This is a genomic window from Limnohabitans parvus II-B4 (genome assembly GCF_003063455.1).
Taxonomy (GTDB): Bacteria; Pseudomonadota; Gammaproteobacteria; order Burkholderiales; family Burkholderiaceae_C; genus Limnohabitans_A; species Limnohabitans_A parvus.
In genome coordinates, this window is sequence record NZ_NESN01000001.1 from 155,047 (window position 1) to 181,781 (window position 26,735).

The 26,735-nt window shown below is 62.1% G+C and carries 24 protein-coding genes and 1 pseudogene; 8 read left to right on the top strand and 17 right to left on the bottom strand.

The genetic code is table 11. The annotated features are described in order from the left end of the window. Window positions 1-22: 22 nt before the first annotated feature. Genes B9Z37_RS00700 through B9Z37_RS00735 form a run of 8 tightly spaced genes read right to left on the bottom strand, consistent with a single transcriptional unit; the run spans window position 23 to window position 8,438 of the window. Complete coding sequence (locus B9Z37_RS00700; protein WP_108311154.1) at window positions 23-679, bottom strand: HAD-IA family hydrolase; 657 nt, start codon at window positions 677-679, stop codon at window positions 23-25. Further along, window positions 676-1,917 carry a Tm-1-like ATP-binding domain-containing protein gene (locus B9Z37_RS00705; protein ID WP_108311155.1) on the bottom strand — a complete coding sequence of 414 codons (1,242 nt, stop codon included), beginning with the start codon at window positions 1,915-1,917 and terminating at the stop codon, window positions 676-678. The genes B9Z37_RS00700 and B9Z37_RS00705 overlap by 4 nt, the downstream gene beginning before the upstream one ends. Continuing rightward, window positions 1,914-3,278, bottom strand: coding sequence for an aminotransferase class III-fold pyridoxal phosphate-dependent enzyme (locus B9Z37_RS00710; RefSeq protein ID WP_108311156.1), 1,365 nt, complete (start codon window positions 3,276-3,278; stop codon window positions 1,914-1,916). The genes B9Z37_RS00705 and B9Z37_RS00710 overlap by 4 nt, the downstream gene beginning before the upstream one ends. A 17-nt stretch (window positions 3,279-3,295) precedes the next feature. Further along, complete coding sequence (locus tag B9Z37_RS00715) at window positions 3,296-4,780, bottom strand: aldehyde dehydrogenase (protein ID WP_108311157.1); 1,485 nt, start codon at window positions 4,778-4,780, stop codon at window positions 3,296-3,298. A gap of 9 nt (window positions 4,781-4,789) precedes the next feature. Next, window positions 4,790-5,104 (bottom strand): 2Fe-2S iron-sulfur cluster-binding protein, encoded by a 315-nt coding sequence (locus B9Z37_RS00720; protein WP_108311158.1) that lies wholly within the window; start codon window positions 5,102-5,104, stop codon window positions 4,790-4,792. 18 nt (window positions 5,105-5,122) lie between these two features. After that, window positions 5,123-6,415 carry a type I glutamate--ammonia ligase gene (locus B9Z37_RS00725; RefSeq protein ID WP_108311159.1) on the bottom strand — a complete coding sequence of 431 codons (1,293 nt, stop codon included), beginning with the start codon at window positions 6,413-6,415 and terminating at the stop codon, window positions 5,123-5,125. A 23-nt stretch (window positions 6,416-6,438) separates the two neighbouring features. Beyond that, a complete protein-coding gene (locus B9Z37_RS00730) occupies window positions 6,439-7,704 on the bottom strand; it encodes a cytochrome P450 (protein WP_108311160.1) in 1,266 nt (421 codons plus the stop codon). Further along, window positions 7,701-8,438, bottom strand: coding sequence for a type 1 glutamine amidotransferase (locus B9Z37_RS00735; protein ID WP_108311161.1), 738 nt, complete (start codon window positions 8,436-8,438; stop codon window positions 7,701-7,703). Before B9Z37_RS00735 ends, B9Z37_RS00730 begins: the two co-directional genes overlap by 4 nt. Window positions 8,439-8,592: 154 nt before the next feature. On the opposite strand from B9Z37_RS00735, the gene B9Z37_RS00740 reads away from it, so the two are divergent. The 6 genes from B9Z37_RS00740 to B9Z37_RS00765 all read left to right on the top strand — a co-directional run bounded on the left by B9Z37_RS00740 (window position 8,593) and on the right by B9Z37_RS00765 (window position 15,658). Next, entirely contained in the window at window positions 8,593-9,564 is a 972-nt protein-coding gene (locus tag B9Z37_RS00740; RefSeq protein ID WP_108311162.1) for a helix-turn-helix domain-containing protein, read from the top strand. Next, a complete protein-coding gene (locus B9Z37_RS00745; RefSeq protein ID WP_108311163.1) occupies window positions 9,561-10,436 on the top strand; it encodes a DMT family transporter in 876 nt (291 codons plus the stop codon). Before B9Z37_RS00740 ends, B9Z37_RS00745 begins: the two co-directional genes overlap by 4 nt. Further along, a complete protein-coding gene (locus tag B9Z37_RS00750) occupies window positions 10,433-11,503 on the top strand; it encodes a M14 family metallopeptidase (RefSeq protein ID WP_108311164.1) in 1,071 nt (356 codons plus the stop codon). Before B9Z37_RS00745 ends, B9Z37_RS00750 begins: the two co-directional genes overlap by 4 nt. Window positions 11,504-11,650: 147 nt before the next feature. Further along, the gene (locus B9Z37_RS00755; protein ID WP_146179677.1) at window positions 11,651-12,628 is read left to right on the top strand and encodes a Bug family tripartite tricarboxylate transporter substrate binding protein; all 978 of its coding nucleotides are present in this window, start codon (window positions 11,651-11,653) and stop codon (window positions 12,626-12,628) included. 103 nt (window positions 12,629-12,731) lie between these two features. Next, window positions 12,732-14,195: an amidase gene (locus B9Z37_RS00760; protein ID WP_108311166.1), complete on the top strand. Its 1,464-nt coding sequence runs from the start codon at window positions 12,732-12,734 to the stop codon at window positions 14,193-14,195. Window positions 14,196-14,209: 14 nt separating this feature from the next. Beyond that, window positions 14,210-15,658 (top strand): amidase, encoded by a 1,449-nt coding sequence (locus tag B9Z37_RS00765; protein WP_108311167.1) that lies wholly within the window; start codon window positions 14,210-14,212, stop codon window positions 15,656-15,658. Between the two features lie 6 nt (window positions 15,659-15,664). On the opposite strand, the gene B9Z37_RS00770 is transcribed toward B9Z37_RS00765, so the two are convergent. Beyond that, a complete protein-coding gene (locus B9Z37_RS00770; RefSeq protein WP_108311168.1) occupies window positions 15,665-16,975 on the bottom strand; it encodes a D-amino acid dehydrogenase in 1,311 nt (436 codons plus the stop codon). 127 nt (window positions 16,976-17,102) lie between these two features. Here B9Z37_RS00770 and B9Z37_RS00775 point away from each other — a divergent pair, with 127 nt between their 5' ends. Then, window positions 17,103-17,570, top strand: a complete 468-nt coding sequence (locus B9Z37_RS00775; RefSeq protein ID WP_108311169.1) for a winged helix-turn-helix transcriptional regulator — start codon at window positions 17,103-17,105, stop codon at window positions 17,568-17,570. Window positions 17,571-17,592: 22 nt separating this feature from the next. Here the strand turns inward: B9Z37_RS00775 and lgt are convergent, their stop codons facing one another. From lgt to B9Z37_RS00790, 3 genes are all read right to left on the bottom strand, one after another. Continuing rightward, on the bottom strand, window positions 17,593-18,390 hold the full coding sequence (gene lgt / locus B9Z37_RS00780; protein WP_108311170.1) for a prolipoprotein diacylglyceryl transferase: 798 nt from the start codon (window positions 18,388-18,390) through the stop codon (window positions 17,593-17,595). Between the two features lie 57 nt (window positions 18,391-18,447). Next, window positions 18,448-20,304, bottom strand: a complete 1,857-nt coding sequence (ilvD, locus tag B9Z37_RS00785) for a dihydroxy-acid dehydratase (protein ID WP_108311171.1) — start codon at window positions 20,302-20,304, stop codon at window positions 18,448-18,450. A gap of 277 nt (window positions 20,305-20,581) precedes the next feature. Further along, window positions 20,582-20,989 carry a GlcG/HbpS family heme-binding protein gene (locus tag B9Z37_RS00790; protein WP_108311831.1) on the bottom strand — a complete coding sequence of 136 codons (408 nt, stop codon included), beginning with the start codon at window positions 20,987-20,989 and terminating at the stop codon, window positions 20,582-20,584. A 181-nt stretch (window positions 20,990-21,170) separates the two neighbouring features. On the opposite strand from B9Z37_RS00790, the gene B9Z37_RS00795 reads away from it, so the two are divergent. Then, window positions 21,171-21,866: a Bax inhibitor-1/YccA family protein gene (locus B9Z37_RS00795; RefSeq protein ID WP_108311172.1), complete on the top strand. Its 696-nt coding sequence runs from the start codon at window positions 21,171-21,173 to the stop codon at window positions 21,864-21,866. A gap of 72 nt (window positions 21,867-21,938) precedes the next feature. Here B9Z37_RS00795 and rlmD read toward each other — a convergent pair whose 3' ends face one another. The 5 genes and pseudogenes from rlmD to surE all read right to left on the bottom strand — a co-directional run bounded on the left by rlmD (window position 21,939) and on the right by surE (window position 26,668). After that, window positions 21,939-23,375, bottom strand: a complete 1,437-nt coding sequence (rlmD, locus tag B9Z37_RS00800) for a 23S rRNA (uracil(1939)-C(5))-methyltransferase RlmD (protein WP_108311173.1) — start codon at window positions 23,373-23,375, stop codon at window positions 21,939-21,941. Window positions 23,376-23,440: 65 nt separating this feature from the next. After that, window positions 23,441-24,237, bottom strand: a pseudogene (locus B9Z37_RS00805) (3'-5' exonuclease). Between the two features lie 6 nt (window positions 24,238-24,243). Beyond that, entirely contained in the window at window positions 24,244-25,095 is an 852-nt protein-coding gene (locus B9Z37_RS00810) for a peptidoglycan DD-metalloendopeptidase family protein (RefSeq protein ID WP_407067207.1), read from the bottom strand. Window positions 25,096-25,109: 14 nt separating this feature from the next. After that, window positions 25,110-25,901, bottom strand: a complete 792-nt coding sequence (locus B9Z37_RS00815) for a protein-L-isoaspartate(D-aspartate) O-methyltransferase (RefSeq protein WP_108311174.1) — start codon at window positions 25,899-25,901, stop codon at window positions 25,110-25,112. After that, entirely contained in the window at window positions 25,898-26,668 is a 771-nt protein-coding gene (gene surE, locus B9Z37_RS00820) for a 5'/3'-nucleotidase SurE (RefSeq protein WP_108311175.1), read from the bottom strand. Before surE ends, B9Z37_RS00815 begins: the two co-directional genes overlap by 4 nt. Window positions 26,669-26,735 lie beyond the last annotated feature (67 nt).

Sequence of the window (26,735 nt, forward strand, 5' to 3'; positions counted from 1 at the left end):
TTACCCTGACTGCCCCGCCCTCTCACAGGCCGAGCAGTTTCAAGGCCCGCTGGTAGGAGTCGGCCGGGTGCGTCACATCGAACTGCACCGTCTGCCAGCCCAGCCGCATCGCCCCCAAGACATTGCGGCTCTGGTCGTCCACAAACACGCAGTCTGCGGGCGCGACGCCCAGCGCCTCGGTGCACATCTCGTAAGCCCGGCGGTCGGGCTTGAGGATGCCTGTGTAAGTGGCGTCGATGATCACGTCAAAGAGCTGCAGCAAAGGCAAACGCTCGCGAAAACTCGCGCCATAAAACAGGTCCAGCTCGTTGGACAGTACCGCCAGTTTGCAACCCGCCGCCTTGGCTTGGTGAACGGCGGTCACCGCTTCAGGCCGGATCACCGCTTCTACATCCGCCCCCCGAGCTCGCTGCACGAAGGTCTGCATGTCGTTCCATTCTTCACCCACCAGGTCACCCACGCTGCGGGTGCGGGCCATCCAGTACTCGCGTTCGGTGATGTGGTCGGCCTGCATGGCCTGCCAAAGCGCATCGGTCTCCGGATCAAAGGGGCCACGCCAGGTCAGCGTGCCGGGCGGCAAACCGAGCGCCGCCTCGCTCAGATCGTGCGTTTCAAACAGGGTGCGGCTGATGACCCCGCCAAAGTCCAGCACCAAGGCCTTGGCCGATGCGGCGCTCATGGCGCGACCTTTTTCACCAGCCCGCGGGCCAGCCAGTCGTCAAAGACCTTGAGCACCTGCTGCACAAAAGCCGCGTCGTTGATGTGCGCGTCGATGCGCGAAACCTCCGCTGCGCCCCAATCGCATTGGCCGCATTCATCCATCAAAGCCGCCAAGCCTTCAGCATCATGCAACGGCGCGCCGGGCCGGTCCCACTCTTCGATGCCTTGCAGTGGCAACACCAAGTGCACTGGGCCACGGGCCTGTCGCACTCGGCTGGCCAGCTCGCGGGCGAATTCGCGGCGCATGTCGGCGTCGATGCCCACCGAAGCGATCAGGCGGTTGTGGTCGTGTGAGGGCCGCCCGGCAAAGCGCTCGGGCATCTGGCCCCAGGCCGGGTAATCCACCAGATCGGTGGCGCCAGGGGCGACGATCATCGGCACGCCTTTGAGGCCCGCGCCCATGAGGCGGTCAGGGCCTGCGCTCACCACTGAGCCGCCCATCTGGTTGACCATCTCCTGCAGACTGAAATCCATCACGCAAGCGAACTGGCCTTGCGCGGCCAGCGATTCAAACGCCCTGCCCCCCATGCCCGTGGTGTGAAACACGGCCAAATCAAAACCACGCTTGTCCAGATCGGGCTGCAGCTGCACCATGTATTTCAGGCAGCTCGATCCCAAGGACGTCATGCCGACCACGGGCCTGTCAAAGCGCGGCACCCGCGCCACGTGGCAGGCCCCCACCACCGCGCCTGCGGCTTGGGCCAGCGCCGACTGGCACAGGCTGTTGAGGCCGTAGAGGCCACCTGCCCAGAGCACCATCATTAAATCCGGCGGCATGCGCTCGGGCGGCAAAAGGGGCGAAAAAGCCACCGTGGACAGCACCACTTTGGGCACGCCCAGCGGCAAGCTGCTGGCGACATCCAGCGCCAAGTCGGTGCCCATGGTACCGCCCAGCACCAGCAGACCGTCCATGCTGCCTTCGCGCTGCAGTTGGGCAGCCAAGGCCGATGCGCCTTGCGCCATCAAAGCCATGGCGCTGTTTTCATCGCCACTGTCCATGACCTGCTGCAACGTCACGCCCGCAGACGCAGCAACGTCGGTGTTGGCGATGTCCGGGACCACCCGGCCTTTGGTCAACACCCCTACGTCCATGACCAGCGCCTGGCCGCCTGCGGCGATCACCTGCTCGCGCATGAAGCCGATCTCGTCGCTCTTGGTGTCGACCGTGCCGACAATCAGGATGACCGGGCTCTTCATGCGCGGCCCTCCTGCACGGCGGCAAAGGCGGCTTCGAGCACGTCGCACATGAAGTCGACCTCCTCACGGGTGATGACCAGCGGGGGCGACAGGATCAGGTTGGGGCCGGAGATGCGCACCATCAGGCCTGCCTTGTAAGCCGCCTTGGCCACCCGCGCCGGGATGTCGCTGGTGCGGGGCATGGGAGTGCGCTTGGCCTTGTCGCTCACCATCTCGATGCCCAACATCAGGCCCACACCGCGCACATCGCCCACAAAGCTGCAGGTGTCCACCAACTTGCGCAAGCGCGTCTGCAGGTGCGCACCCACGCGTGCGGCGTTGCCAGGAATGTCCAGCGCCTCGATCTGGTCGAGCGTGGCCAGCGCCGCAGCGGCTGCGATCGGGTGCGCGCTGTAGGTGTAGCCGTGCGAGACCGAAGCCGTGCCCGTGGTGTCGGCATCAAACACGTCGGCGATGCGGCGGTTGATGGCCGTGGCCCCGAGCGGGATGTAACCTGAAGAAATGCCCTTGGCCAGGCACCACATGTCGGCGTTCACCCCCCACAGGCGCGTGCCAAACAGCTCGCCGCTGCGGCCAAAGCCGGTCACCACCTCGTCGGCGATCAAGAGCACGCCATACTTGTCGCAAATCTGGCGCACCAACGGCCAGTAGTTGGGCGGCGGCACGATCACACCGCCCGCGCCCTGCACCGGCTCGGCAATGAAAGCGGCCACTGTGTCCGGCCCCTGGAACACGATTTCGCGCTCCAGCAACTCGGCGCAGATTTCGCCCAAGCGGATCGGGTCATCGGTGTAGGGGTTGTGGTACGCCCAGGGCGTGTCAATGTGGAAGCACCCGGGCAGCAAGGGCTCGTAAGCGCGGCGGAAGTTGGTGTTGCCGTTCACGCTCATGCCGCCAAAGTGCACACCGTGGTAACCCTGGCGCAGGCTGATGAATTTGAAGCGGTCGGCTTGGCCCTTGAGCTTCCAGTACTGGCGAGCCACCTTCAATGCGCCCTCCACCGCATCCGAGCCGCCGTTGGAGAACATGACCGTGGCCACGTCTTCGGGCTGCATCATCTGCACCAGGCGTTTGGACAGCTCGATGGCCCGTACATGCGTGGTGCCGCGGAACACGTTGTAGAACGGCAGCTCGTCCATCTGCGCCACGATGGCGTCGCGCACTGGCTTGTTGCTGTGGCCCAGGTTGCAGGCCCACAAGCCCCCCACACCATCGAGCATCTTGTGGCCGTCCACGTCCCATATCCAGCAGCCCTCGCCTTTGGCAATGATGTCGGGGGTGGACTTCTTCATCGCCCCCGGGTGGGCCATGGGGTGCCAGAGGTATTGCGCGTTGTCGGCCTTGAGTTGCTCGTGGTTCATGTCGCTTACTTTCAAAATCAAAGCTGAATCCAGGCCGTTTTCAGGTCCAGGTATTTGTCCAAGGCGTGCATCGATTTGTCGTGCCCGTTGCCCGACTGGCGCACCCCGCCCAGCGGCACGGTGATATCGGGGCCGCCGTAGGTGTTGACGTGCACCACCCCGGCCTTGATGGCGCGCACCATACGGTGGGCGCGTGAGAGGCTGCCGGTCCACACCGCTGACGCCAAGCCATAGGTCGAATCGTTGGCCAAGCGCACCGCATCGGCCTCGACGTCAAAAGGCAAGACCGCCAGCACCGGGCCAAAGACTTCTTCGCGTGCCAAGGTCATGTCGGGCGTCACGCCATCGAACAATGCAGGGGCCATGTAGCTGCCGCCTGCCACGGGCTGCAAAGCCCCACCGCCCACACGCAGGCGGGCACCCTGCTGCTGCGCAGTCTGCACCGCCGCCAGATTTTTGGCCAATTGACGGGCGCTGCTGACCGCACCGATCTCGGTGCTCACATCCAGCGGGTCACCCACGCGCAAGCTGGCCGCGATCTTGTGCAGGCGATCCACAAATTCATCGTGCACCGAGCGCTGCACCAACAGGCGCGCGCCCGCCACACACACCTGACCGCTGTTGCGGTAAATGCCCATGGCCGAGACTTTGGCCGCCTGCGCCAAATCGGGCGCATCGTCAAACACGACATTGGGCGACTTGCCGCCCAGCTCCAGGTACACCCGCTTGAGGTTGGACTCGGCCGAAGCCTTGAGCAACATGCGCCCCACCGGGCCGGAGCCGGTGAAGGTCAGGATGTCCACATCCATGTGCCGCGCCAGTGCCTCGCCCGCCTCTGCGCCTGTACCGGTCACGACATTGAGCACGCCCGGCGGCAAGCCAGCATCCAGACACAGCTGCGCCAAGCGAAGCAAAGACAGAGAGGCGTCTTCGGACGGTTTGAGCACCACCGAGTTGCCTGCTGCCAGCGCCGGGGCGATCTTCCAGGCGCCGATCATCAACGGGAAGTTCCAGGGCACGATGGCTCCGACCACGCCGACCGCCTCCTTGTGGATCAAGCCCAGCGTGCCATCGGGTGTGGGTGCGATCTCGCCGTTGACCTTGTCCACGCACTCCGCGTAATAACGAAAAGTGCCCGCCGCGCTGCCCGGCTCGGCCTTCCAGGCCATGGCGATCTCGGTGCCGTTGTCGCGCACGCCCAGCACCGCCAACTCTGCGTGGTGCGCCTCGATGCGGTCGGCGATGCGGTGCAAAATTTTCTTGCGCTCGGCTGGCGCCATGCGCGACCACACGCCTTGCCCAAAGCTGCGGCGTGCTGCCTGCACAGCGCGGTCCACATCGGGCTGCCCGGCAGCTGCAATGGTGCAAAGCTGTTGCCCGTCGATGGGCGAGACCACGGGGAGCGTCTGGCCAGACGCTGCCGCAGCCCACTGCCCGTCGATCAGCATCCCCTGGTCGGGGATGGGCAAGTGGCGCAGCGCGTCGATCTGTTCTTGTTTCATGGGCCGCCTTCAGTCGGGCACATGCAACACGATGCCATCCAGCGCAGCAGAGGCGACCAGCTGGCAGCTCAGACGGCTGCCACTTTGGCGGGGTGCGATGACGATGTCGAGCATGGCGTTTTCAACTTCGTCCATGGGTGGGCAAGCGGCCAGCCAGGCTTCATCGACATAAACATGGCAAGTGGCGCACGACAGGCAGCCACCACATTCGCCCGCAACGCCGGGGATACCGTTCATCTGCGCGGCGTCCATCAGGTTGGTGCCGTCGTTCACGTCATCGCTCACGCGGTCGCCGTTGCTCATGATCCAGTGCACTTGGGGCATGGGGTTTGTTCTTTCAGTTCAAATGAATCGGATGTAGTGATCGCGCAGCGCGTCGCCTTCCAGGCCTGCGGTGCGCTCGATCTCGTGGCGCTTGATGCCCACATGGTTGGCCACCAGGCCTTCGCCCAGCGCTTGCGTGAGCGCCGTGTCGGCTTCGAGCGCATCCAAGGCTCCGCCCAAAGTGCTCGGCACGCTGTGGGTGGCATCCTTGTTTTCCAGACAGTCACCCGTCTCTGCGGGCTGCAGCTTGTAAGCGTTGGCCACGCCCAAGCGGGCGGCCTGCAGCACGGCGGCGGTGTGGGTGTAGGGGTTGGCGGCGGCGTCGCCCATGCGGTGCTCGATGCGCGCACCGGGGCCACTTTCAGCCGACAAACGCACCGTGACGCCCCGGTGGTCCACCGCCCAGTTTTGCCAGAAGCCCGAGAGGCTGGCCGGTTGCAGGCGCTGGTAGGAGTTGGCGCTGGGGGCCAGCAGGCCCGCCAGGGCCTGGTGGTGGTGCATCAGCCCGGCGGTGCAGCCGAGCGTCAATGCGTTGAACTGGCTCGCGTCGTGCCCACCCGAGATGGCGTTATGGCCCTGAGCATCGCGCAAGCTGAAGTTGATGTGCACCCCGCTGCCCCCCACCGTGAGGATGGGTTTGGGCATGAAGGTCAGCACGATGCCGTGCTGGAAAGCGACTTCGCGCGCCAAGAGGCGGAACAAAAAGATGTCGTCCACCGCCTTGACGGCGCGGTCGTATTTCAGCGTGAACTCGAACTGCGGCGCGTCGTATTCGGTGTTCATGCTGTCGATGCGAAAACCCGCGGACGTGGCCTTTTCCCACAGTGCATCAGTGAAGCCCCTCGGGTCGGCAAAGGGGCCCGTGGCATACACATGGGCCGCTGGCGTGTCGTAGGGTTTGAGCGAGCCGTCGGGCTCGATCTGAAAGGCAAAGGCTTCGAGCTCAATGCCCACCATGGGGTCGTAGCCCATGGCCTGCCAGTCGGCCACGGCGCGCTTCAAGGCGCTGCGCCCGCACATAGGTAAAGGCGTGCCATCGTTGGCTTTGAGGTCGCCAATGGCCACCTGGGTGAACGGCTGCCAGCCTGGGCGAATGTCGTCTGCGGTGTAGGCCGCCTCCATGTCGGGCAGGCCTTCCATGACCATGGCGCCGGGCGCGGGGATCAGTTCTTTCTCATACGTCACGCCAAAGGTGCCTCGGCAAAAACGGGCACCGCCGCCTTGCCCGGGTTGGAGCGTGACGTACTTGCCACGCGCAATGGCCAGGTGGTCACAAAACAGCACCCGCAGGCGTTCTTGAACATTGGACATGGTGATTCCTTTCAACCCTAGGTTCAGATGAGATGCATGCGCACCGGCAGGCGTTTGATGCCACAAACAAAATTCGAGCGCAAAAAGGCGTGTTCGCCCGTTTGCTCGATGCGGTCAACACGTTGGATCAGCTCTTGCAGCAAGACGCGCAGCTCCAGCCGCGCCAGCCACATGCCCAGACAGGCGTGCGCCCCACCCTGCCCAAACGACAGGTGGCGATTCACACCCCGGCTCAGGTTGACGGTGAAGGGCTGCTCAAAAGCCCGCTCGTCGCGGTTGCCCGAGATGAACCACAAGAGCACCTTGTCGCCCGCCTTGACCTGTTTGCCGTGGTACTCGAAGTCCTCGGTCGCGGTGCGGCGGAAATGCGTGGCGGGCGAAGCCCAGCGGATGAACTCGTCGGCCACGCCTTCCCAGGCGGCCTCGCCCTGCACCGCCTTGAGTTGCTGCATCAGACCCGGCTGGTTGGCCAGCGCGTGCAAGGCCGCCGCAATCGAATAGCGGGTGGTGTCGTTGCCTGCAGCCACCAGCAGGCAAAAGAAGTTGCGGAACTCGGTGTCGCTGATGACATTGCCTTGCGCATCGGGCTGGGTGATCAGGTGCAGCACGCCGCTGGTGTCACCCGCTGCGCGTTTGCGCTCCATCATCTGGGCCGCGTAGTCGAACAAGTCAGCCCCGGCAGGCGAGCGAAACGGCATGAAGCGGTAGGCCTCGGTGTCCATTTTGTCGACCACATGGCTGGTGAAGTCGCTGTCGGTGTTGGCCATGAGCGCGTCGCCCTTGTCCACCAGCCAGTCCAAGTCCTCTTCAGGCAAACCCGCGATGCGCCCAAGCATGCGCATGGGCAGCTGGCGGGCGATCTGGTGCGTGGCGTCAAACTCACCCAGCCCCAGCGCTTGGTCGAGGATGCCCACACAGAGCTCGCGGATCTGCTCTTCGTACAGCGCCATCATGGGCTTGGAAAAGGCCTTGGCCACCAGCATGCGGGTGCGGGTGTGCTCGGGCGGGTCGGTCTCCTGAAAAGTGCGCCGCGCCATGTACTCCTCGTGCGTTTGGTCCTCCATGCGGATGCCTTGGGCAGAACTCAAGCGCTGGTGATTGCGGTTGAGCTCCAGAATGTCGGCATGCCGCGTGACCGACCAAAAGCCCTTGCCTTCGGACCAATTGCACCAGGCCATCGGGTCTTCGTCGCGAAGGCGCTGGAAGGTGTTGTGCGGCGTGCCGTTCACATAGCTGTCGTGGTCCGCCAGGTCGGCGTGGCCATCGTCGGTGGGGTGCCAGACGGTCATGGGCGGGTGTTCCTTGCATGTTCAATGAATTGCGCCATCCACTGGCCAAACAGTGGCACATCGGCGGCCTGCTGCAGGCTGCCGTGGGCGCGGGCCAAGGTGTCGTTGTCGAGCTTGTCGGCCAGGTAGCCCAGCAGCGCCTGCATGAACACCTGCGGCATTTCGGGGTGGTACTGGGTGGTCCAGATGTGCTGACCGACCTGCATCGAGCCGATGGTGCAAAAATCGCTGCCACCCAGGCACTCGGCCCCCTCGGGCATGCGGGTGACCTGTTCGTTGTGGGCCGCCATCAAGGTGGTGGTGCTTTGCGCGGGCTGCATCCAGGGGCGTGCTTGCTGCCAGTGCGTTGGGGCGGTGCCCAAGCCCCAACCCGCCGCGTTGCGCGCCACCTGCCCGCCCAGCGCCCGGGCCACCGCCTGGTGGCCAAAGCACAGGCCGATCAGTGGCTGGCGGGCGGCATCGGTGGCGCGGATGAAATCCAGCAACGAACCGACCCAGGGCAGGTTGTTGTCGTTGACCGAGGCCGGGCTGCCGGTGATGACGTAGCCGTCAAAGTCTGCAGGGCTCGCAGGCAGCACCCCGTCCTTGACCGGCAAAACCTCGAACGACCAGTCCGGACGCAGAGGCTGCAGCAGCTGAACCACCTTTTGTCCGTCGTTCGGGAAATGCGCGGCAAACGCCGAGGTGTCGTCGTTGGTCAGCAAAACGGCGATATGCAGCTTCGGCAGGTTCATCGGGTGTCTTTCAATCTGATGCCCATGCTATGCACAAGGCGCGCCAAGCACTATCAAGTTTGGGCACCGCACACCACGGGTTTTCACGAAAAAGCCCGCTGTTCGGAAGCAGGCACACTCAGGGCATGCATTTGCGCTGCGTTTTCTGACTGTGATGGGTTCCTCCGCCCCCCATCACGCCCCTGATTCACCCTGGGTCCAGGTGCTCGACACCCAGGACATGGACCAGCACGCCCTGGCCCAACAGGGCTGGGCGCTGCATTACGAACAGCTCTCGCCCGGCCAATTCAAGGGGCGCATCCACCAGGTGCAGCTGCCCGAGGTGACCCTGCTGCGCGAGGACACCAGCATCGCCTTGCGTCAGCGCGGTCGGCTCGATGACAGCGTGTACGGCTTTGCCATGGCTTTGCAAGATTCCCCCGATCTGTTTTTCAACGGCCAACGGGTGCCAGCCCACGCCATCATGTGCGGCAAGGGCGACGAGGTGGACCTGACCACGCCGCCCCACTTCACCCTGATCGCGGTGGTGGTGGAGCGCAGCCTGCTCAACCCACTGTGGGAGCGCATGTACCAAAAACCCCTGGCGCACTGGCTTGAAAAGCAGCTGGTGCTGCAAACCACCGACATCAAAGCGCAGAACCTGCGCGACCTGCAGCTCACGGTGCTGGACCAGGCCAGCGCTCTGGCGCACCGCCAGCACGACCCGCAAGCCTTGCGCCAGCTGCGCGACGAGATCCTGATGGAATGGCTCGAAGCCCTGCCTGCCCAAGTCGACACGTCCGAGTTGCCCAACCTGGAGCGGCGCAAAAAACTGGTGGACCGGGCCTGCGAGCTGATGATGGGCCATGCCGACGAGCCCCTGTCCATCCTGGAGGTGTGCAGCCGTGTGGGCACAAGTCGGCGCAAGCTCAACTACTGTTTTCAGGATGTGCTGGGCACCACGCCCATCAAGTATCTGCGCTCGCTGCGGCTGAACAGCGTGCGCCGCGCCCTGCGCCAGGCAGCGCCGGGCGAAACCATCCAAGACATCGCCTCGCACTGGGGCTTTTGGCACCTGAGCCAGTTCGCACAGGACTACAAACACCTGTTTGGCGAACTGCCCTCGGACACCCTGCGCCAACGATGAGCACCGCCCAGGCCATCCGACTGACGGCCATCCTGACCATGGTGGCAGCCATGGCCTGCCTGTCCACGCAAGACACCTTCAGCAAAAAGCTGATGCTCAGCGTGGCCCCGGTCATCATCATCTGGACACGCTACGCCCTACAGACCGGACTGGTGGGCGTGAGCATCTGGCGCAAAGGCTCGCCGCAATTGCTGCGCACGCGCCAGTGGCGACTGCAACTGCTGCGCGGCGCTCTGGTGGTGGGCGGCAGCGTCTGCGGTTACGGCGCACTGCAGCGCATGCCCGTGGCCGAGTTCACCGCCATCTATTGCCTGGTGCCGCTCGCTGTGACCTTTGTGGCCCGGTTCGTCATGAAGGAACACGTCTCGACTGTCGGCTGGCTGTGCGTGGCAGGCGGCCTGTGTGGCGCTTTACTGGTGGTGCGCCCGGGTGGCCATGTGGACCCGACGGGCGCAGCGCTGGCCCTGATGGGCGTGGTCTGCTACACCTGCTTTCAGACCCTGACGGGCTACCTGGCACGCCAGGACTCGCCACTGACCATCCAGCTGTGCACCAGCGCGTTTGGCTTGGTGTGCCTGTCGCTGGTCCTGCCATTTTTCTGGCCAAAAGAGATGCCTTGGCCGAACTTGGCGCTGCTGCTGTTCGTGGCGCTGGCGGGGTCTTACGGGCAGTATTTCACTGTGCTGGCGTTCTCCAAAGCCCCAGCGTCCACCCTCTCGCCTTACCTGTACACCGCCATCGGCTTCTCCGCCCTGGGCGGCTGGCTGATGTTTGACCACCTGCCCGACGCCCTGGCCATCTGCGGCATCCTGATGATCGTGTTGTTTGGCTTGGCGGCGGGCTGGCTGAACCAGCGCAAGGCCCAAACATGAACACACCTCGCTTTTGCCCCAACTACCGCGAGGCCCGTGCGCTCTTTTTACAGGCTGCCGATGCCTGCGGGGCGAAGTTGCACAGTGTCAACTTGCCCTTGCTCGGCGCGCAAGGCGAAGCCCTGGGCATGGACGTGGCCGTGCACGGTCCGACCAATGCCTCCAAAGTTTTGATGACCACCAGCGCGGTGCACGGCATCGAGGGCTTTTGCGGCTCAGCCATCCAGACCGGGCTGTTGCAACAACTGACACTGCCCCCCGATGTGGCGGTGGTGCATGTGCATGCCGTCAACCCGCACGGTTTTTCGCACGCACGGCGGGTCAACGAAGACAACGTCGACCTCAACCGCAACTTCATCGACTTTGCTCAGCCCCTGCCGGTCAATGCCGACTATGCCGAGATCCACGCCCTGCTGCTGCCTGAGCACTGGCCGCCCACGCCCGATCAGACCGCCGCGCTGCAGGCGCACGCCCAGATATGGGGTGATCGGCGCATGCAGCGGGCCATCACCAGCGGGCAGTACCAATATCCAGACGGTGTGTGGTTTGGCGGGCTCGTCCCCACCTGGAGCCACCGCACCTTCCGGCAAGTGCTGCAAGACCATCTGGGGCAGGCCCGGCAGATCGCTTGGATCGACCTGCACACGGGTCTGGGCCCACACGGTCACGGCGAGCGCATTTTTGCCTGCACCGATACCGGGGCCACCTTGCAACGCGCCCGCCAGTGGTGGGGGCCAGACATCACCTCGGTGGACACGGGCACGTCCCAAAGCGTGCCCTTGTCCGGCCCGATCCAGATGGCCGTCTACGAGGAATGCCCGCAGGCCCAGTACACGGGCATTTGCCTGGAGTTTGGGACCCTCCCGCTGGCGCAGATGATTCTGGCCATGCGCGCTGACCATTGGCTGGCTTTGCACCCCGAAGCCCCACCCGCGCAGCAGGCGGCCATCCGGGCGACCATGCGCGAAGCGTTCAATCCGCCCTCCAGCGACTGGCAGCAACAGGTCTGGCGCCAAGGCCTGCAAGCGGCGCAGCAGGCGGTGCAGGGTTTGGCAAAGCAGCCCTGAAACCGGGCCGCCGGGCACTTTTGGGGAAAACCCCGCCCGGCGTTTGCCATTTTTCGATACAGGGAAACGGGCAAGTTGTTCAGACTGTGGATTCCCCGTGACCGCAGCGTGTGCGGCCGCCACCACAACACCCGAGGACGACAAACCATGATTTCACGCCGTACGATTTCGCGACTGCTCGCTGGCCTGCTGGGCAGCCTGATGGTGCTCAGCGCCACTGCACAGGGCTTCCCCAACAAGATGGTCACCGTGATGGTGCCCTACCCTGCGGGCGGCCCTTCGGATGCGGTGGCCCGCCTGATGCAGGTCGAATACGAAAAACAACTCGGCCAAAAAATGGTGGTCGAAAACCTGGGCGGCGTGAGCGGCGCTTTGGGCGTTCAAAAAGTGCTGGCAGCCCCTGCTGACGGCTACTACCAGCTGCTGAGCACCCCCATGGAGCTGGTGATGGCCCCCCTGGCCCTGTCGGCCGTCAAGTTCAAGCCCGAAGAAGTCCGCATGGCCAGCCTGATGGGCCGCACTTCGATCGGCCTGGCGGTGCGCAAGGACCTGCCGGTCAACAACATCCCGGAATTCTTGGCCTGGGCCAAAGGCAAGCAAGTCAGCTACGCCAGCGTGGGCCAGGGCTCGCTGTACCACATCATGGGTGAGCGCTTCAAAACCCTGACCGGACTGGACATGCTGCACGTGCCCTACAAAGCGGCTGTGCAGATCTACACCGACCTGGGCGGCAACAGCGTGGACATGGCCTTCGTCCCGGTCGCGGGTCCCATCATTGGCATGGTCAAGGACAACCGCTTCAAGATCATCGGCATCTCGTCCACAGCGCCCCACCCCCAACTGCCTGAGGCCGCACCCATCAGCGCCCAAAAAGGCATGTCCGACTTCGTGTTTGACATCTGGATCGGCCTGCAAGTGGCCAAGAACACGCCCGACGCCGTGGTGCAGAAACTCAACCAGGCCATGAACGAGGCCATCAAGTCCGAAGCCTTTGTCAAAGGCATGACCAGCACCGGCAGCCAAGTGCCAGCAGGCATGAGCCTGGCCGAAGTCGACCGCTTCTACACCCAGGAGGTGTCCCGCTACCGCGCCCTGTTCAAGGCCGCCAAAGTCGAGCCTCAATGACCTGAACCCTGCGGCGCTAAAGCGCTGCACCACTCGACGGCCCGGGCATGCACACACCAACTTGCATCCCCGGGTTTTTCATTGGCACACACTCAGGCCCGGCATGACCGATTACACCGACCGCACCGCCACCGAACTGCTCGCGCTCTTGCGTGCAGGCCAAGTCACCAGCAGCCAATTGCTGGCCCAGCACATCGCGCGAGTCGAGCAACTCGACGGCCGCATCAACGCCGTGGTGGTGCGCACCTTTGACGCCGCCCGCGAACGCGCCGCTGCCGCCGACGCAGCCCGTGCGCGAGGCGAAGACTGGGGGCTGCTGCACGGCCTGCCCATGACCGTCAAGGAATCCTTCGACCTGCCGGGCACCCCCACTTGCTGGGGCTTTCCGGAATACAAAAACAACATCGCCCAGCAGCCCGCCGTGGCCGTGCAGCGCCTGCTGGACGCAGGGGCCGTAGTCTTTGGCAAGACCAATGTGCCCGTCGCTTTAGGTGACTGGCAGTCGTTCAACCCGGTCTATGGCACCACCCACAACCCCTGGGACCTGACGCGCACACCCGGCGGCTCGTCGGGCGGAGCCAGCGCCGCGCTGGCCTCAGGCATGACCCCGCTGGAGCTGGGCAGCGACATCGGTGCCTCGATCCGAAACCCCGCGCATTACTGCGGCGTGTACGGCCATAAACCCACCTGGGGCGTGGTGCCCATGGAGGGCCACCAGCTGCCCGGTGTGCGCTGCATTGACAGCCTGGACATCGCCGTGGCCGGGCCACTGGCGCGAAGCGCCCAGGACCTGCAACTGGCCATGCAGGTGCTGACCACCCCCTTGCAACAGTTTGGTCCCATGGGTTGGACGCCCGCCCAATGGCGTCAAACCGACAAAGCCCCCTGGCAATGCCGCGTGGCCATCGTCTACGACGATCCCGAAGCGCGGGTGGACCAGAGCATCCAAGACCGGCTGCATGCGCTGGCCGACTTTTTGCGGTCGCAAGGCGTGACCGTGCTGGACGACCACCGCCCGGTGGACAGCGCGCAGTCGCACCGTGTGTACTCCTACCTGCTGCGCTCGGCCACGGGCGCCTGGCTGGACGACGCGACTTTTGCCCGCTTTCAGGCGTTGGGCCAGCAAGCCGACGCGGCGCTGGACACCATGCGCGAGCGCGTCTGGCGCGGCAGCACGATGACGCACCGCGACTGGGTTGAGTTTGACCAGCAACGCGCCGTGCTGCGGGCGCAGTGGCGCAGCTACTTTGACACGGTGGACCTGCTGATCACCCCAGTAGCCACCTCGCCCGCCTTTTTGCACAACCAACAAGGCGAGCGCTGGGAGCGCATGCTCCAGGTCAACGGCCAAGACCAACCCCACACCGACAGCCTGTTCTGGGCGGGCTACCCCGGTGTGGTGGGCTTGCCCGCCACCGCGATCCCGATCGGGCAAAGCCCGGACGGTCTGCCCGTCGGGGCGCAGATCATTGGCAACAGCTTTGCCGACCCGCTGTGCCTGAACATGGCCCGCTGGCTCGAAACCGAATGGTGCGGCTTTGTGCCGCCCCCACTGTCCTGGAAGTGAAAGAACACCCTCGAATGACCCAGATCACCGACTTCAACGCCAGCGAACTGTCCGGGCGCATCCACCAGCGCCAGGTTTCTTGCACCGAGGTGATGCAAGCCTATCTGGCCCGCATCGAGCAGCTCAACCCCACCTACAACGCCATCGTCAACCTCGCCCCGGCCGATACCCTGCTGGCCCAAGCCCGGGCCTGCGACGCCGAGCTGGCGCTCGGCCAGTCTCGCGGCTGGCTGCACGGCATCCCGCAGGCCATCAAGGACACCGGACACGCCGTGGGCTTTCCGACCACTTTTGGCAGCGCGGTGCTGCAAGCGGCGCTGCCCGCCAAGGACAGCATCATGACCGAGCGCATAAAGGCGGCGGGCGCGATTGTGATCGGCAAAACCAACATGCCCGAGCTGGGCCTGGGCTCGCACACCTTCAACACCTTGTTTGGCCCCACGCCCAACGCCTGGGACACGGCGGTGAGCGCAGGCGGCAGCAGCGGCGGCGCGGCCGTGGCGCTGGCCCAGCGCCTGCTGCCCGTGGCCGATGGTTCAGACTTCATGGGCAGCCTGCGCAACCCGGCGGGCTGGAACCACATTTTTGGCATGCGCCCCTCACAAGGCCGCGTGCCCTTTGGCCCTGGGGCCGATGTGTGGGTGGACCAGCTGGGCACCGAAGGCCCCATGGCCCGCAGCGTGCGCGACCTCGCCCGCCTGCTGGCCACACAGTCAGGCCATGACGCCCGCCAACCTTTGTCCATCAGCGGCAACCTTGATGCATCAGGATTGCAGTACACACCCGATGCGCTGCGTGGTATGCCTGGCCTGCGTATAGGCTGGCTGGGCGATTTGAATGGCCATCTGGCCATGGAGGACGGCATTCTGGACGTGTGCCAGGACGCACTGCAGCACATGGCGGGCCAAGGTGCCCATGTGGACGCCATCGGGTTGGGCTTTGACGCGCAAGCGCTGTGGGACTGCTGGTTGGTCTGGCGTCGTGCGCTGGTCGGCCCTAAGGTGGCGGCCTTGCTGCAAATTCCGGGCGCCAAAGACCAACTCAAACCCGAAGCCCTGTGGGAGCACGAGAACTCGCTCAAGCTGTCCTATATGGACTTCATGCAAGCCAGCCAGACGCGCAGCGCGTTCTACCAGCACCTGCTGGGTCTGTTTGGCCAATACGATGTGCTGGCCCTGCCCGTGGCTCAGACCTGGCCGTTTGCGCTGCAAGAGCGCTGGCCGCAAAACATCGGCGCGCGCCCCATGGACACCTACCACCGCTGGATGGAATGCACCATCTACGCCACGCTGGCGGGGCTACCCGCCATCAGCCTGCCCGCAGGCTTTCACCCGACACACGGCTGGCCCATGGGCGTGCAGCTGATCGGCAAACCACAAGGCGATCTGGCCTTGTTGCAGGTGGCTGCGGCCTACGAGGCGGTGCGGGGCGACTGGCTGCAAAAGCGGCCAGCACAAGCCTGAGGTGTCTCAGGCTGCCGCCAGCCGACCCGGGTGGCTTGTGGCCCCCCGTGCACCGTAGCGACTCATGTCGAGCCCTTCGGTGCGAATGGCCGGCTGGCGACCTGAGATCACATCGGCCAACAGCTGCGCACTGCCGCAGGCCATGGTCCAGCCCAGGGTGCCGTGCCCCGTGTTGAGGTAAAGGCCTGCCAGCGGTGTCGCGCCCACAAGTGGCGTTCCGTCAGGCGTCATGGGGCGCAAGCCCGTCCAGAACTGGGCCTGTGCCAAGTCCCCTCCCGGAAAGAGCTCGCGGGTGACTTTTTCAAGTGTGGCTCGGCGACGTGGATTCAGCTGCAAATCAAATCCGGCCAGCTCAGCCATCCCCCCCACGCGCAGCCGATCCCCCAAGCGGGTCAGTGCGATCTTGTAGGTCTCATCCAGCACAGTCGATTGCGGTGCCAAAGAGGCATCACTGAGGGGCATGGTGAGCGAATAGCCCTTGACCGGGTACACCGGAATGTCGAGCCCCAGTGGCTGAAGCAAGTCGCGCGAATAACTGCCTGCGGCCAGAACCACCGCGTCGGCCAGCACATGCTCCCCTGGTGCACCGGAGGGACTTGCCAGCTGCAAGCCCGTGACACGATCACCTTCACGCAGCAACGACTGCGCACTGCAAGACAAACGAAGCTTCAAGCCCAAGGCACTGGCGCGTTCTGCCAGCTGACGGGTGAACAAATGACAGTCGCCGGTCTCGTCGTTGGGCAGGCGCAAACCACCACTGATCGACACCTGTGCCTTGGCCAGCGCAGGTTCTGCCTGGTTAACTCCAGCAGCGTCAAGCAGCTCAAAAGGCACGCCACACTCCTGCAGCACAGCCACATCGCGCGCAGCGGCATCGAGCTGCGCCTGGGTGCGAAACAACTGCAAAGTTCCTTGGCTGCGTGCGTCATAGGCCAGCCCGGTTTCAGCGCGCCAAACACGCAGGCAGTCACGGCTGTACTCAGACAAGCGCATCATGCGTTCTTTGTTGACCGCATAACGGTCAGCCGAGCAGTTGGCCAGCATGGCCGCCATCCAACGCCACTGAAACAAGCTGCCGTCAGGGCGAAATGCCAGCGGTGCATGGGTCTGAAAGAGCCATTTCAGCGCCTTGAGCGGGATCCCGGGCGCGGCCCAAGGGGTTGAATAGCCTGGTGAAACCTGGCCCGCATTGGCAAAGCTGGTCTCCTGAGCCACATCGGACTGACGCTCAATCAAGGTGACATCCGCCCCCTGACGCAACAGCGCCCAAGCTGTGCTGACACCGATCACACCACCACCCAAAACCACAATTTTCATGTCAACCTCGTTGATGACTAGAGATCTGGTGATGTTATGGATTCATGACGGGAAACTTTCTGGAATTGATGTTTAAATACAGCAACTTCAACTGAATTCAAGGCTCAACTCAGGCCTTGACCGCACAATGTCCGATCCCGACCGCATTGACCTGAAAATTCTCGATCTGCTGCAACGCCATGGGCGCATGTCGGTCACCGAAGTGGGTGAACAAGTGGGCCTGTCCACCTCGCCGTGTTCGGAGCGCATCAAACGTCTGGAACGCCAGGGCTTGATCACTGGCTACCATGCCCGCGTCGATGCCGCAGCTTTGGGTAAGCCCTTGTTGGTCTTCATTGAAATCACCCTGTCCCAGAAATCACCCCAAGTGTTCGAGACAGTACGGCGCGAGGTCGGCCTGATGCCCGAAGTGCTCGAGTGCCATTTGGTCTCAGGCAGCTTTGATTACCTGGTCAAGGCCCGATTGCGCGCTATGAACGACTACCGGGAACTGCTGGGCGCCATTCTCAACAAAATTCCTGTGCCCGCACAGTCCAACAGCTATGTGGTGATGGAGGAAATCAAGGAAAGCACGGTACTGCCTCTGGACCGCTGACATTGAGCTAAACCGTTCAGCTTCACGCCGAACGGCGACCAAACCACAGCCAAAGCAGTGCACCGCCCGCGATCATCGGCACACACAGCCACTGCCCCATGCTCATGCCCAGGCTGAGCAGCCCCAAGTGCGCATCAGGCTCGCGGAAGTACTCGGCCACAAAGCGGAACACACCATAGCCGAACAGGAAAGCCGAGGCCACCTGCCCTTGCTGGCGTGGCTTGCGGGCATAAAGCCACAGCAGCACGAACAGCAAAAGGCCTTCCATCAGGAACTGGTAAATCTGCGAGGGGTGGCGCGGCACATCGCCAGCCCCACGGAACAGCATGGCCCAGGGCAGGCTCGGGTCGGCCACGCGACCCCAGAGTTCGCCGTTGATGAAGTTGCCAACACGCCCTGCCGCCAGGCCCGTGGGCACGCAAGGCGCCACAAAGTCCATGACCTGCAGAAATGGCCTTTGACGCGACCACGCAAACCAGACCATCGCCGCGATCACACCCAGCATGCCGCCGTGAAAGCTCATGCCGCCTTGCCAAACCGCAAAAATCTCCAATGGATTGGCCAGGTAGTAAGCCGGTTTGTAAAACAGGCAATAACCGATGCGCCCACCAAGGATGACACCCAACACACCCAGAAAAAGGATGTCTTCAATGTCCTGCTTTTGCCATTGCGGCAGATTTTTGAAGGGCAAATGGCCCAGACGCCGAGTGGCCAGAACAAAAAACAGGCCGAAAGCCGCCAGATAAGTCAGGCCATACCAGTGGATGGCCAGTGGCCCCAGTTGCAGGGCCACGGGGTCGATTTGAGGATGGATCAGCATGGCGTGAGATTGTGCCCGCAATGTGGGGCAATCACCGTGCGGTCCAGCCTTTTGCGCTTATTTGAGCATCGACAAATCGCGCACCGCGCCTTTGTCAGCCGAAGTGGCCAGCAAGGCATACGCTTTGAGCGCGGCCGAGATTTTGCGTGGACGCGGCAACACGGGCTTCCAGCCCAGCTTGTCTTGTTCCACACGGCGCTTGGCCAGCTCTTCGTCGCTCACCAGCACGTTGATTGAACGGTTGGGGATGTCGATGCGGATGCGATCGCCATTTTTGACCAGACCGATCGTGCCACCCGCCGCCGCTTCGGGCGAGCAGTGGCCGATGGACAGACCCGAAGTGCCGCCCGAGAAACGTCCATCGGTCAGCAAGGCGCAGGCTTTGCCCAGGCCCTTGGACTTGATGTAGCTCGTGGGGTAGAGCATTTCCTGCATGCCGGGGCCGCCTTTGGGGCCTTCGTAGCGCACGACCACGATGTCGCCCGCCTTGACCTTGTCACCCAGGATGTTTTCGACGGCTTCGTCTTGCGACTCGACCACGTGGGCCGGGCCTTCAAACACCAGCAGGCTGTCGTCCACGCCTGCGGTTTTAACCACACAACCGTCCAGCGCGATGTTACCGCGCAGCACAGCCAAACCACCTTCCTTGTTGAAGGCGTGATCGATGGAGCGGATGCAGCCTTCGGCACGATCGGTGTCCAAGCTGGGCCAACGGGTGTTCTGGCTGAAGGCCACTTGCGTGGGAATACCAGCGGGGCCGGCCATGTAGAACTTCTTCACCGCATCGGATGGGTTGCGTGCAATGTCCCACTCGTCCAAGACTTCTTTCATGGTCTTGCCCAGCACAGTGCCCACATCGGTGTGCAGTTTGCCTGCACGGTCCAATTCACCCAAGATGCCCATGATGCCGCCTGCTCGGTGCACATCTTCGATGTGGTACTTGTTGGTATTGGGCGCGACTTTGCACAGCTGTGGCACGATTTTGGACATGCGGTCGATGTCGGCCATGGTGAATTCAATTTCAGCTTCTTGGGCAATGGCCAAGATGTGCAGGATGGTGTTGGTCGAGCCGCCCATGGCGATGTCCAGCGCAATGGCGTTTTCAAACGCTTTGAAGCCCATGGAACGTGGCAAGACCGTCGCGTCGTCCTGCTCGTAATAGCGTTTGCACAAGTCAACGATCGTGCGGCCCGCTTGCTTGAACAATTGCTCGCGGTCCGCGTGCGTGGCCACCACCGTACCGTTGCCTGGCAAAGCCAAGCCCAAAGCTTCGGCCAAGCAGTTCATCGAGTTGGCGGTGAACATGCCCGAGCACGAACCGCAGGTGGGGCAAGCCGAGCGCTCGATTTCGGCCAGATCGGCATCGCTCACCTTGTCGTCGGCGGCCATCACCATGGCGTCGATCAGGTCGAGCTTCTTGAACTCCATGACTTTCGTCTCAGGGTTGGCCAGGCGCACCTTGCCCGCTTCCATTGGGCCGCCCGACACAAAAATGACCGGGATGTTCAGACGCATGGCGGCCATCAACATGCCGGGGGTGATCTTGTCGCAGTTGGAGATGCACACGATCGCATCGGCGCAGTGCGCATTGACCATGTACTCGACCGAGTCGGCAATGATGTCGCGGCTGGGCAGCGAATACAACATGCCGTCGTGGCCCATGGCGATGCCGTCGTCCACGGCAATCGTGTTGAACTCCTTGGCCACGCCGCCAGCGGCTTCGATCTCGCGGGCGACCAGCTGGCCCAGGTCTTTCAGGTGGACGTGGCCGGGCACGAACTGGGTGAAAGAGTTGGCAATGGCAATGATCGGCTTGCTGAAATCATCGTCCTTCATGCCCGTGGCGCGCCACAAAGAGCGGGCACCCGCCATGTTGCGGCCGGCGGTGGAGGTCTTGGAACGGTAAGCGGGCATGAGGGGGCTCCAGTCAGGGATTCAAGAAATAACTGACGGGATTATGGCCCAGCCCGATAGCCCTGATGGCGCTCGCGGGCAAGTTGCAGTCACCTTCCAGCCAAACCGAACTTTGTGCAAACTCGCTATAGTCAGCTTCCGTTTGCCACATAGACCGTGACGTATGGTTGTTCTGTTGTGATTGAACCCACAAAAATCAAAAAAGCCCGCTGATCAGCGGGCTTTTTTGCAGAAGACCGGTCTGTCAGCGTTCAACTGACCGACAAGTCTTCGGGCATCACAGGCCGATGGCCGCAATACCGGCTTTGGCGATTTGCGCGTCTTCATTGGATTTCACGCCGCTGACGCCCACCGCGCCCAGGCAAAAGCCATCTTTCATGATCGGCACGCCACCTTCGAGCATGCCCTTGATGGTCGGGGCCGACAAAAAGGAGGTGCGACCACCATTGATGACGTCTTCATAACCCTTGGTTTCGCGACGGCCCAAGGCTGCTGTATTGGCTTTGGCCGGGGCAATGTGCGAAGAAACAGGTGCTGCGCCATCCAGGCGGGCGAAATGCAACAAGTGACCACCTGCGTCCACAATGGCAATGCTCACGGCCCAGTTGTTTTTCATCGCTTCGGCTTCAGCGGCTGCCGCAATGGCTTTGACATCGGACAGTTCGAGGGTGGCTTGTGTTTTCATGGCTTTAGGGGGGCTGAGTTTGAAAAACGCAAGCATACACGGGCAAAAGCCTGTTCATTGCTCACCTCAACGCAAAACTGATTCACCCGGATAACCCCATCATCTGGCGGATATTGAGACCTGCTCGCCCGGACCCTACAATGACAAAGCCTGATCCAAAGGCATGTTTAGGAGATAAACCATGAGCGACCTTCGCACACTCAACACCACAGACTGGGGCCACGGCGCCGATCTGGCTTCTCGCAACCGCGTGCTGCGCAACACCTATTGGCTGCTGGCCCTGAGCTTGCTGCCGACCGTCCTGGGGGCCTGGCTGGGCGTGGCCACCGGCATCACCCGCTCGCTTTCAGGCGGTTTGGGGCTGGTCGTTTTCATGGCAGGGGCCTTCGGCTTCATGTTCGCCATCGAGAAAACCAAGAACTCGGCTGCGGGGGTTCCCGTGCTGCTGGGCTTCACCTTCTTCATGGGCCTGATGCTCTCGCGCATGATCGCCATGGTGCTGGGTTTCAAAAACGGCTCCGACCTGATCATGACCGCATTTGCAGGCACAGCCGGTGTGTTCTTTGTCATGGCCAGCTTGGCCAGCACCATCAAGCGTGACATTTCAGGCATGTCCAAATGGCTGTTTGTCGGCGCATTGGCCATCATGATCGGCGGCATCATCAACGTGTTTGTGGGCTCCACCGTCGGCATGATGGTGATTTCGGTCATGGCCATCGGCATCTTCAGCGCTTACATGTTGTATGACCTCAAGCAGATCATCGACGGCGGCGAGACCAACTACATCAGCGCCACCTTGGCCTTGTACCTGGACATCTTCAACGTGTTCCAAAGCCTGTTGGCCTTGCTGGGCATCATGGGTGGCGAACGCGACTGATCGGTCTCGTTTCCCTCAAAACAAAGGCTCCCTCGGGAGCCTTTGTTGTTGGTGCATGGCCTGATGTCTGACTCAAGCCAGTTCAAACACCGCCATGCTTTCCACGTGCGCCGTGTGCGCAAACATGTTGATCACCCCAGCACTCACGCAGCGGTAACCCGCACGGTGGACCAGAATGTCCGCATCGCGTGCCAAGGTCGCCGGGTTGCAGCTCACGTAAACGATGCGTTGCGGAGGCGTCCAGCCTTGGCGCAAATCGCGATTTTCGTTCAGCTCCGCAAGGGCTTTGCTCAAGGCAAAAGCACCTTCACGGGGTGGGTCCACCAGCCATTTGTCAGCCGTGCCATCGGCCACCAACATCTCAGGGGTCATGTCAAACAGGTTGCGGGCCACGAATTGGGTGGGCGCCAGAGCTTGCCCCGCTGCGCGGTCTGCCTGATTGCGGGCGTAGTTGTCACGCGACCGAGCGACCAGCGTCTCGGCACCTTCAATGCCCAGCACCTCACCCGCTTGCGTGGCGATGGGCAAGGTGAAGTTGCCCAAACCGCAGAACCAGTCGATCACACGCTCGTGCTTTTGTGCTTGCAACAAACGCAAAGCGCGGGACACCAAGACCCGGTTGATGAAGGGGTTGACCTGGGTGAAATCGGTCGGTCTGAAGGGCATGGTGATGCCAAAGTCGGGCAGACCGTAGCTCAGTTGCGGACCGCCCTCGTCCAGCAAATGCACCGTATCAGGCCCTTTGGGCTGCAGCCACCATTGCACATTTTGCTCAGCGGCAAACGTGCGCAACAAGGCTTTATCGCCATCGCTCAAGGGCTCCAAGTGGCGCAACACCAAAGCGGTGACTTCGTCGCCGCACGCCAGCTCGAGCTGAGGCAGGCTTTCTCGGGCAGCCATTTGGCTGATCAGCTCGCGCAGCGGCAACAGCATATGACTCACATGGGGCGGCAATACCGGGCACACCTTCATGTCGGCGATGTAGCGGCTCTTGCGTTCGTGAAACCCAATCAGCACTTCGCCCTTTTTGATCACATAGCGAACCGACAAGCGCGCGCGGTAGCGGTAACCCCAAGTGGGCCCCTCGATGGGGCGCAGCATGGTTTCGGCTTTGACCTTTCCCAAATGCCACAAATTGTCTTCGAGCACGCGTTGCTTGATGGCCACTTGGGCCGAAACCTCCAAGTGCTGCATTTTGCAGCCGCCGCAAGAGCCTGTGTGCAGCCCAAAATTTGGGCAGCCAGGGCGCACGCGTTGCGAAGATTCATGGTGAATCTCGGTCACGCTGCCGTGCTCGAAGCTGCTTTTTTTGCGTCCGACCTGGACAGAAACCACCTCAAAAGGCAAGGCGCCTTCGATGAAAACCACTTTGCCATCGGGCCTGCGGGCGATGCCTTGGGCTTCCATGTCCAGGGCGTCCACACGCAACCAGCCTTCCGGCAAATCCGTGCTGGCGTGGTTTTCAGTCTCGGTGAGGGCTGTTGAAAGGGAAATGTCTTGTTCGCTCATGCCCCGATTGTCTCAGGATGTAGCAGCTGACTTGGCGATGGGCGAGTCACTTTGCCCCATAAAACTCAGTTCCAGGCTTGCAAATATTCCTGCCAATGGGGTTCTTGCCCGGCCAAGGCGCCGACGCTGTCTTTGACGAAGCTGATTTCTTGCTCGTATTCAGCTTCTGTCAAGCCGCCGCGCATCTTCTGAAAGCGGCAATAAAGCAAATAGGTGTTCATCACATCGGTTTCGCAATAACGCCGAATGTCTTCGGTTTGACCTGCCAAAAACTGCGCATGCACCTGAGAGCCGTCCATGCCCAACTTGCCGGGAAAGCCGCAAAGTTTGGCCATCGCGTCCATGGGGGCGTTGTTTTTGGGGGTGTATTTGGCCAGCAAGTCCATCAGGTCAAGGTGACGCAGGTGATAGCGTGAGATGTAGTTGTTCCACTTGTACTCGCGGTCACTGGCGTTACCGCCCTCACCCATGTCCCAGTATTTGTCGGCCACCACACCATGCTGCAGGCCCCTGTAGTGCAACACCGGCAAATCGAACCCGCTGCCATTCCAGCTCACCAACTGGGGCTCGTGCTTTTCGATGGTGTTGAAAAAAGTCTGAACGATCCGGCCCTCACTTTGGCCATCGCGATCCACAAAAGAATGGACGCGCAACCCTTCGGCATTGCGAAAACGCAGCTGATCACCAAAATCCGCTGCAAATACAAAGGCATGAAGTCGCTTTTGCCCTGCTCTGCCCGCTCGGCCGTCCATTGCGCGTGCACTTGCTCATCGGTTAAATCAGGTGACACCGGGTGCAGCTTGCGCCACCCGGCGACATCAGGAAGGGTCTCGATGTCAAAGACCAGGACGGGCCAGGCCATGGATTTTTAACGTTGAGGCAACAACGTGACGGGGTTCAATGCTTTACCCGCTGTGTCCCGAATTTCGAATTTGAGCTTGTAGGCATCGGCGTCGGTATTGCCCATTTCGGCAATCTTTTGGCCTTTGGTCACCAATTGGTCTTCTTTGACACTGAATTTATCGTTGTGTCCGTAAGCCGTCAGGTAGCCATTGTGTTTGATCAGAATCAACTTGCCATAGCCTCTCAAAGATTCGCCGACATAGGCGACCTTGCCCGATTCAGCGGCCAAAACCGGATCGCCTTTTTTCCCGGCAATTTCAATGCCTTTGTTGTTCGCATCGAACTTGCTGATCAATTTGCCTTGGCTTGGCCAAATGAACTGCATGGCTTGAGCATTGGCATTGGCATTGGGCTTGCTGGCGCTTTCTTTGGTTGGCTCTTTATTGCCTGCATTGTCTTGGGTGGTGACCGACGATGATGGACCACTTGACGCGATGGGGCGAACCACCACGCCCGATGTTTCAACCGCACCACCGGGTGGCGACACCCGCAGCACTTGGCCCACTTCAATCAGATCGGGGTTGGTCAGGTTGTTCCAACGGGCCAGATCGCGCCATCCTTGCCCGTTGTCCAGGCCAATGCGGGTGAGCGTATCGCCCCGCTGCACCGTGTAATAACCGGGTTTGCCAGCGTTTTCACTGCCAGGCAACGGCTTGGGCGCTTCAGCAGCAGGCGTTGCCGTGGGTGTGGACGATCGACCCATGGTGGTTCGATCCTCCACAGGGGCTGGCGTGCGGGGCGAAGAAGTGCATCCTGCGAGCAATGCAAGGGACGAAGCCATCAACACCATGGGACGAAAATGAAAGGATGAAGTCATCGGGCTTTACTTGTTCAGGCAACGCCTGATTTTAGAGGGACAAAATGAACCGCTTCGAGCACTTGGCGCTCAAAACCTTGTGCCGTTTTCAAAATAACCACCAACGCTTGATGACCTGCAGGCGTGATGGTCGGGGCAATCAGACGGCCACCGACTGCCAGTTGGTCCAGCCAGGTGTCAGGGACAGCATCTCCGCCCGCTGCCGAGATGATGCCCGCGTAGGGAGCCCCCTTGGGGTAGCCCAACATGCCATCCCCAAAGATCAGGTGCACATTGTGCAACCTGAAAGGGCGCAAGTTGGTGCGGGCCTTTTCGTGCAAGCCTCGCAGGCGCTCGATGCTGTACACCTCGGTGGCCACATGGCTCAAGACGGCGGCCTGGTAGCCACAACCCGTACCAATCTCTAGGATTCGGCCCAATTTACCGGGTGCGTCCTGACACAGCAGTTCGACCATGCGTGCCACCACATTGGGTTTGGAGATGGTCTGCCCCAAGCCGATGGGCAAGCTGGTGTCTTCGTAGGCTTGGTTGACCAGAGCGCTTTCGACAAAACGGTGCCGCTCCACGACACCCATGGCATCGAGCACGCGGGTGTCTTTGACGCCCTGCTCTGCCAGTTTGCGCACCATGCGGGCGCGAACCGCGCCCGAGTCCAGCCCCAAACCCGAGACGCTGGAAGCCACACGGGGCGCAAGCGCTGTCGGGGTCTGGACGGAACGAACAGGCAAAGCCGAAGGCACTTTGCCAGAAGGCCCCGAAGCGCCGGTCTTGGCCAGCTTGACCGGAAAACCAGGACGTTGGCTCATGCTCGGCCCTGCGCTGCCAAGCGGCTAAAAGCATGGGTCCAGTGATCCAAATGCGCGTGATCGGTCAAGTCCACCTTGAGCGGCGTCACCACCACATGGCCCAAACCGGCCGCGTGAAAATCAGTGCCTTCGCTGTCGTCCATGGCAGGGCCGGCGTTGCCAATCCAGTACATCGTCTGCCCACGGGGGTCCACTTGGGTGATCACCGGCTCGGCCGCATGGCGGCGACCCAGGCGACACAGCTTGGCGGCTTTGATCTCTTCCAACGGCAGGTTGGGAATGTTCATATTCAACAGCCATGGCTTGGTGTCCATCAAATCACCCGCCTGCATTTGTTGCACGAGTTCCTTGACTTTGACCGCCGCTGCATCCAGATGCGCCCAGCCTTTGTCCATTTGAGAAACGGCCAGGGCCGGAATGCCGAACAGATAGCCTTCCATGGCCGCGCCCACGGTGCCCGAATAAAGGGTGTCGTCCCCCATGTTCGCGCCGTTGTTGATGCCAGAGATCACCAAATCAGGCCGGTAGCCCAACAAGCCCGTCAAGGCGATGTGAACGCAATCCGCAGGGGTGCCATTGACATAGCGAAAGCCGTTGTCCGCACGGTTCACATACAAAGGGGTGTGCAAGGTCAAAGCATTGGATTTGGCGCTGTTGTTGTGCTCGGGCGCCACCACTTCCACGTCCGCAATGCTTTTCAACGCCTCGTAAAGGGCCACGATCCCCTCTGCGCGAAAGCCATCGTCGTTGGAAATGAGAATTTTCATGCTGTGTCCCTGTCAATGGCTCGATTGTAGGCGGCAGCTACGCTCGTGGCGCACTGTCAAATTCGTC

Coding starts and splice junctions, on each gene's coding strand:
- lgt (WP_108311170.1), bottom strand. CDS start 18,390: ATGCTGATCCATCCTCAAATCGACCCCGTGGCCCTGCAACTGGGGCCA.
- B9Z37_RS00775 (WP_108311169.1), top strand. CDS start 17,103: ATGTCCGATCCCGACCGCATTGACCTGAAAATTCTCGATCTGCTGCAA.
- B9Z37_RS00770 (WP_108311168.1), bottom strand. CDS start 16,975: ATGAAAATTGTGGTTTTGGGTGGTGGTGTGATCGGTGTCAGCACAGCT.
- B9Z37_RS00750 (WP_108311164.1), top strand. CDS start 10,433: ATGAACACACCTCGCTTTTGCCCCAACTACCGCGAGGCCCGTGCGCTC.
- B9Z37_RS00725 (WP_108311159.1), bottom strand. CDS start 6,415: ATGTCCAATGTTCAAGAACGCCTGCGGGTGCTGTTTTGTGACCACCTG.
- B9Z37_RS00795 (WP_108311172.1), top strand. CDS start 21,171: ATGAGCGACCTTCGCACACTCAACACCACAGACTGGGGCCACGGCGCC.
- B9Z37_RS00730 (WP_108311160.1), bottom strand. CDS start 7,704: ATGACCGTCTGGCACCCCACCGACGATGGCCACGCCGACCTGGCGGAC.
- B9Z37_RS00700 (WP_108311154.1), bottom strand. CDS start 679: ATGAGCGCCGCATCGGCCAAGGCCTTGGTGCTGGACTTTGGCGGGGTC.
- B9Z37_RS00720 (WP_108311158.1), bottom strand. CDS start 5,104: ATGCCCCAAGTGCACTGGATCATGAGCAACGGCGACCGCGTGAGCGAT.
- B9Z37_RS00740 (WP_108311162.1), top strand. CDS start 8,593: ATGGGTTCCTCCGCCCCCCATCACGCCCCTGATTCACCCTGGGTCCAG.
- B9Z37_RS00765 (WP_108311167.1), top strand. CDS start 14,210: ATGACCCAGATCACCGACTTCAACGCCAGCGAACTGTCCGGGCGCATC.
- B9Z37_RS00760 (WP_108311166.1), top strand. CDS start 12,732: ATGACCGATTACACCGACCGCACCGCCACCGAACTGCTCGCGCTCTTG.
- B9Z37_RS00710 (WP_108311156.1), bottom strand. CDS start 3,278: ATGAACCACGAGCAACTCAAGGCCGACAACGCGCAATACCTCTGGCAC.
- B9Z37_RS00755 (WP_146179677.1), top strand. CDS start 11,651: ATGATTTCACGCCGTACGATTTCGCGACTGCTCGCTGGCCTGCTGGGC.
- B9Z37_RS00735 (WP_108311161.1), bottom strand. CDS start 8,438: ATGAACCTGCCGAAGCTGCATATCGCCGTTTTGCTGACCAACGACGAC.
- B9Z37_RS00815 (WP_108311174.1), bottom strand. CDS start 25,901: ATGAGCCAACGTCCTGGTTTTCCGGTCAAGCTGGCCAAGACCGGCGCT.
- B9Z37_RS00705 (WP_108311155.1), bottom strand. CDS start 1,917: ATGAAGAGCCCGGTCATCCTGATTGTCGGCACGGTCGACACCAAGAGC.
- B9Z37_RS00715 (WP_108311157.1), bottom strand. CDS start 4,780: ATGAAACAAGAACAGATCGACGCGCTGCGCCACTTGCCCATCCCCGAC.
- surE (WP_108311175.1), bottom strand. CDS start 26,668: ATGAAAATTCTCATTTCCAACGACGATGGCTTTCGCGCAGAGGGGATC.
- B9Z37_RS00810 (WP_407067207.1), bottom strand. CDS start 25,095: ATGACTTCATCCTTTCATTTTCGTCCCATGGTGTTGATGGCTTCGTCC.
- B9Z37_RS00790 (WP_108311831.1), bottom strand. CDS start 20,989: ATGAAAACACAAGCCACCCTCGAACTGTCCGATGTCAAAGCCATTGCG.
- B9Z37_RS00745 (WP_108311163.1), top strand. CDS start 9,561: ATGAGCACCGCCCAGGCCATCCGACTGACGGCCATCCTGACCATGGTG.
- ilvD (WP_108311171.1), bottom strand. CDS start 20,304: ATGCCCGCTTACCGTTCCAAGACCTCCACCGCCGGCCGCAACATGGCG.
- rlmD (WP_108311173.1), bottom strand. CDS start 23,375: ATGAGCGAACAAGACATTTCCCTTTCAACAGCCCTCACCGAGACTGAA.